Origin of the sequence: uncultured Campylobacter sp., from assembly GCF_963517995.1 — a bacterium.
GTDB lineage: Bacteria > Campylobacterota > Campylobacteria > Campylobacterales > Campylobacteraceae > Campylobacter_A.
The window spans coordinates 1-4,807 of record NZ_CAUQHQ010000157.1; the positions used below are offsets into that span (position 1 = coordinate 1).

Sequence of the window (4,807 nt, forward strand, 5' to 3'; positions counted from 1 at the left end):
CCGGGCGCCGATTTGATCCTGGGGCCTGAGATGAAAAGTACGGGCGAGGTTATGGGTATATCTGGGGGCTTTGCCAAAAGCTTTGTTAAAAGCCAGATCGCCGCGAGCAACTCGCTGCCTACAAGCGGGCTAGTCTTTTTGACCCTTGCCGACGCGGACAAAAAATACACCGCAAATTTGGCGCGCGAGCTCATAAATCTCGGCTTTAAAATCATCGCCACGGGCGGAACGTATAAAATTTTAAATGACGCGGGCGTAGAGAGCGAGTTTGTCTACAAAATCAGCGAAGGTCGCCCAAATGTCGAGGATAGGCTCAAAAACGGCGACATCGCGCTTGTTATCAACACCAGCGACAGCAAGTCAAACAGCGAGGACGGCAAGAAAATCAGGCAAAATATCATGCGATTTAAGATTCCGTATTTCACGACGATGTCGGCGGCACTAGCTGCGGCTAAATCGCTAAAAAGCGTGCAGGACGGCAGCGCGCTGGAAGTAAAAAGCTTGCAGGAGTATCTGAGCGGGAAGTGAGCGCATGCCGGCAAATTTAAACGTCAAATTTGCCTTTGCGCCTAGTTTTTGCGTTAAATAAAAGCTTAAATTTAGCTCTCTAATTTCACGGCTGGAATTCGTTTTAGATGAGATTAAATTTTACTTCTAGCGTTTTGGGCGATGCGAAATAGTAAAATTTCAGCTAAATTTTACCCAGCAAAAAGGAGCGAAAATGTTTGATTTTAAAAAAGAGTTTAAAGAGCTTTACGCGCCAAAGCAGACGCCGCAAATTTTAACCGTCCCGTCCGCAAATTTCGTTTGTGTCCGCGGCAAGGGCGATCCAAATGAGCCGGGCGGCGCGTATCAGCGTGCGATAGAGGTGCTTTATGCCGTGAGTTACGCGCTAAAAATGAGCTACAAAACCGATTATAAAATAGATGGCTTTTTTGAGTACGTCGTGCCGCCGTTAGAGGGATTTTGGCGGCAAAGCGACTCGGCTTGCGGCGAGGCAGACTACGCTAGAAAGAGCGATTTTAGCTGGATTAGCGCGATCAGACTGCTTGGTTTTATCACGCCAGAAAATTTCGACTGGGCGGTACGGCAGGCAGCTTCAAAAAAGAAGCTAGACTGCGGTATGGCGGAGTTTTTGAGGATAGACGAGGGTCTTTGCGCGCAAATTTTACATGTGGGTAGCTTTGACGATGAGCCTGGTAGCGTTGCTAAAATAGACGAGTTTATCACCGCAAACGGCTATGCAAAGGACTTTGGCGAGCAAAGAGCGCATCACGAAATCTACCTAAGCGATCCTAGAAAAATAGACCCGAAAAAATGCAAAACTATAATTAGACTGCCGATTAGGAAAATTTAGCGGACGATTGCGATAAGTGCAAAAATAAATGGAAAACAATGAAAGAATTTGAAGTAGAGATTATCGAAACTTCGGCGAGAAGAGTCGTTATTAAAGCAAGAAATAAAGAAGAAGCGTGTAAGATCGTCCGAGCGGCTTATGAAAATAGCGAGATCGTTTTGGGTGCGGAGGATTTCGTCTGCGCAGAGTTTAAAACGACGATCGCAGACGAGCCGAAAACTGAAATTTAGGGATTTTATGGAACCGAATTTAACGAATTTTAGCGACTTTTTACGCTCGCTTAGAAAAACAAATGCAAGCCTTGGCTACTTTACCGACTTTAACAAATGCGGCGAAAATCTAAAAGCCGTTTCTATCAAGCTCCACACGCTTGATTTTTTACTCGGTTCAAAAGATTTGAAAACCGATATTTTCACTCTTAAAATACTCTGAAACCGTCTGTGAGAAATTTACGCCCCCGCGATTTTTCCGCGCATTTGTATCGAGTCCGACTTCCACGCCAAACACGTAATCGTGTAAATTTTTTATCTTTGCATCCATAAAAATTTTATCCAGTCCCGTTTCTTTACAAAACTCGTAAATTTTATCGGGACTTTCAAAATACGCTTTTAGCCTCGTTAGTTCGCCGCTTGCCGCGACTACGTCCGTATTTTTATCTCTAACAGCCTAAATTTAAAAGCGATCGAAAGATTTTTGATTTCGTTACAACCGCAGGCGGCGTAACATATCTGATAGAGGCGAATTTTTACAGCACGGGCGGCTCGAAGCTAAATGAAGTCGCAAGATCTTACATCGAAATAGCGCAAAAAATCTCGCTTTGTAGCGGATATAAATTTGTCTGGATAACGGACGGACAGGGCTGGCGTGCCGCTAAAAACAAGCTTGAAGAGGCCTATAAAAGCGTTAGAATTTATAATCTTGCCACGCTTCATTATTTCGTAAAAGAGCTTAAATATGTTTAAGCTATCCGATTATTTTAAGCTTTTTAACGGCGATTGCTTTGAAATTTTGCCTAAATTTAAAGGCGAGTTTGACCTTATTTTTGCCGATCCGCCGTATTTTCTCTCAAACGACGGGCTTAGCATCCAAAGCGGAAAAATAGTAAGCGTAAATAAAGGCGACTGGGATAAGGGTTGCGGTATAGACGAGATAGATAAATTTAATATTAAATGGCTCGCTCTTGCCAAAGATACGCTCACGGACAACGGTAGCGTAATGATAAGCGGAACGTATCACAATATTTTTTCGATTGGGCGCGCTTTGCAAAAGTTAGACTATAAAATTTTAAACATCATCACTTGGCAAAAGACCAACCCGCCGCCGAATTTCAGCTGCCGATACCTCACGCATAGCACCGAGCAAATAATCTGGGCGAGAAAAAGCGAGAAATTTAAGCACATTTTCAACTACGAACTAATGAAAAAGCTAAACGACGGTAAACAAATGAAAGACGTTTGGAGTTTTCCCGCGATCGCGCCGTGGGAGAAGGCCTGCGGCAAGCATCCTACGCAAAAGCCACTTTCTCTTTTAGTAAGGCTTATCTTGATGGCAAGTAACGAAAATAGCGTAATTTGCGATCCATTTGCCGGCTCTTCGACGACGGGCATCGCCGCAAATTTACTCGGGAGAAAATTCGTCGGCATCGAAAAAGAGGATGAATTTATAGATATTGCCGTAAAACGTAAACGTGAGCTGGATGCGAATTTTTATCTTTTTAAGCGCAGGATTTTAGATATAAATAAGTTAGATTGATTAGGCCGAAATTTAGCTATAATCGCATAATGAAAAATCTAGTAAAAAGCGAATTTTTTGGCGTATTTATCACGCTTCTTGGCGGCGTATTATGGGGATTTAGCAGTGTTTGCGGGCAGTATCTGTTCACGCAAAAGGGCGTCAGCGCTGACTGGCTCGTGCCCTACCGCCTGAGCCTTGCCGGGCTTGCGATGGTAGCGTATTATGTCGCTCGCTCGCCGCGCCTAGCCCTCGCACCGCTAAAAGATCGCGCGCTATTGCCACAGCTGCTCATCTATGCCGTATTTGGGCTCATGATGACGCAGTATGCGTATTTTTACAGCATCGAGCTCTCAAATGCCGCCGTCGCGACCGTGATCCAGTACTCCGCGCCCGCGCTCATTCTCGCCGTCGTTTGCTTTTTGGAGCGACGCGCACCTAAAAAGGTCGAGCTCATCGCGCTCATTTTAGCGGTGCTGGGCGTCATGCTGCTCGCCACTCACGGCGATCTTAGCTCGCTCGTTATCAGCGCGGAGGCGCTTGTTTGGTGCCTCATTAGCGCGCTTGGCGTCGTGATTTATAGTCTCATCCCAACGAAGCTAAATCAAAAATACCCCATCCCGTTAAATTTAGGCTGGGGCATGGCGATCGGCGGCGGAGTACTCGCGCTTTACACGCGGGTGTGGCAGCTAGGCGGCGTGAGCGACGCAGACGGCTTTGCGGCGCTTGCTGCGGTGGTGATTTTAGGCACGATATGCGCGTTTAGCTTTTACATGACGGGGCTAAAGATAATAGGCGCGAGTAGGGCGAGCATGTTCGCGTGCATCGAACCGGTGAGCGCAGCGGCGTTTGCCTATTTTTGGCTGGGGACGGAGTTTACGTTTCTTGATTTTGCGGGCTTTACGCTCATTATCTCGTGCATATTTTTGCTGGCCAGGGACGATAAAAGGCGTAAAATTTAACGCGGCAAGGCGGAATCGCGTCAAATTTAATCAAATCATAAGCGCGTTCTTTTTTGCGAGAAGCAAAGGCTAAAAGTTCGAAGAAGCAATTTTTGCAAGCGAGGCGGCTCGGATGCGATTAAAACTAGGCTTGGTCTAAGTTTTAGATAAAATTAGGCGCTGATTTGCGACGTTTTTATGCGCTCGTTTCGGGCAAAAATCGTAGTAAAATTTGCGGTAAGCCGGGCGCGAGCGATGTTTAAGAGATTAAATTTGGAGAAAAATATGATTTATTTGGCGCAGACCGATACGACGGCGGGATTTTTGAGCAAGGATTTTCGCGAGATAAACGTACTCAAACGCCGAGCGGCGGACAAACCCTGCCTCATAACGACGGCAAAGTTTAGCGAGCTAAAAAATCTCGCTCGCGTGCCCGCTAAATTTAAAAATTTAGTGCGCCGCGCGAGGAAAACGACGTTTTTGTATCCGAATAAGAGAGCCGTACGCGTCGTAAAAGAGTGCGCTCACGAGGAGTTTTTGAGCAAATTTGACTGGCTCTACTCTAGCAGCGCAAATTTAAACGGACAAAACTTCGACGAAGCCTGGGCGAAAGAGGTGGCAGACGAGGTTGTGGATCAAAATTTCAGCCAAAACGCAAGCTCGAAAATTTATAAAATTTCAAAAACTAAAATTTTGCGGATCAGATAGAGCTGTATTCAAAATTCACGCGCAAAGAACGCTCAAAAAAGAGGCGCTAGTTTATAAATTTAAGCGACTT

General features: G+C 45.6%; 6 protein-coding genes and 3 pseudogenes. 8 read left to right on the plus strand and 1 reads right to left on the minus strand.

Annotated features, from left to right (window positions below):
• The 4 genes and pseudogenes from carB to RYL88_RS11555 form a co-directional block, all read left to right on the plus strand.
• A pseudogene (gene carB, locus RYL88_RS11540) lies at positions 1 to 528 on the plus strand (carbamoyl phosphate synthase large subunit); the annotation flags it as partial.
• A gap of 193 nt (positions 529 to 721) precedes the next feature.
• On the plus strand, positions 722 to 1,357 hold the full coding sequence (locus tag RYL88_RS11545) for a GyrI-like domain-containing protein (protein WP_314991460.1): 636 nt from the start codon (positions 722 to 724) through the stop codon (positions 1,355 to 1,357).
• A 38-nt stretch (positions 1,358 to 1,395) separates the two neighbouring features.
• Entirely contained in the window at positions 1,396 to 1,587 is a 192-nt protein-coding gene (locus tag RYL88_RS11550) for a DpnD/PcfM family protein (protein WP_314991462.1), read from the plus strand.
• Between the two features lie 7 nt (positions 1,588 to 1,594).
• Complete coding sequence (locus tag RYL88_RS11555) at positions 1,595 to 1,789, plus strand: DpnII family type II restriction endonuclease (RefSeq protein ID WP_234410270.1); 195 nt, start codon at positions 1,595 to 1,597, stop codon at positions 1,787 to 1,789.
• Here RYL88_RS11555 and RYL88_RS11560 read toward each other — a convergent pair.
• Positions 1,745 to 1,963: pseudogene (locus tag RYL88_RS11560) on the minus strand (DpnII family type II restriction endonuclease); the annotation flags it as partial. The gene RYL88_RS11555 and the pseudogene RYL88_RS11560 overlap by 45 nt on opposite strands.
• Before the next feature lie 74 nt (positions 1,964 to 2,037).
• Between RYL88_RS11560 and RYL88_RS11565 the strand changes: the two are divergent.
• The 4 genes and pseudogenes from RYL88_RS11565 to RYL88_RS11580 form a co-directional block, all read left to right on the plus strand.
• Positions 2,038 to 2,319 (plus strand): annotated as a pseudogene (locus tag RYL88_RS11565) (DpnII family type II restriction endonuclease); the annotation flags it as partial.
• On the plus strand, positions 2,312 to 3,109 hold the full coding sequence (locus tag RYL88_RS11570) for a DNA methyltransferase (RefSeq protein WP_314991466.1): 798 nt from the start codon (positions 2,312 to 2,314) through the stop codon (positions 3,107 to 3,109). The pseudogene RYL88_RS11565 and the gene RYL88_RS11570, both read left to right, overlap by 8 nt.
• A 29-nt stretch (positions 3,110 to 3,138) precedes the next feature.
• Positions 3,139 to 4,050, plus strand: coding sequence for a DMT family transporter (locus RYL88_RS11575; protein ID WP_314991468.1), 912 nt, complete (start codon positions 3,139 to 3,141; stop codon positions 4,048 to 4,050).
• Between the two features lie 264 nt (positions 4,051 to 4,314).
• Entirely contained in the window at positions 4,315 to 4,737 is a 423-nt protein-coding gene (locus RYL88_RS11580) for a Sua5/YciO/YrdC/YwlC family protein (RefSeq protein ID WP_314991470.1), read from the plus strand.
• The last annotated feature ends 70 nt before the right edge of the window (positions 4,738 to 4,807 follow it).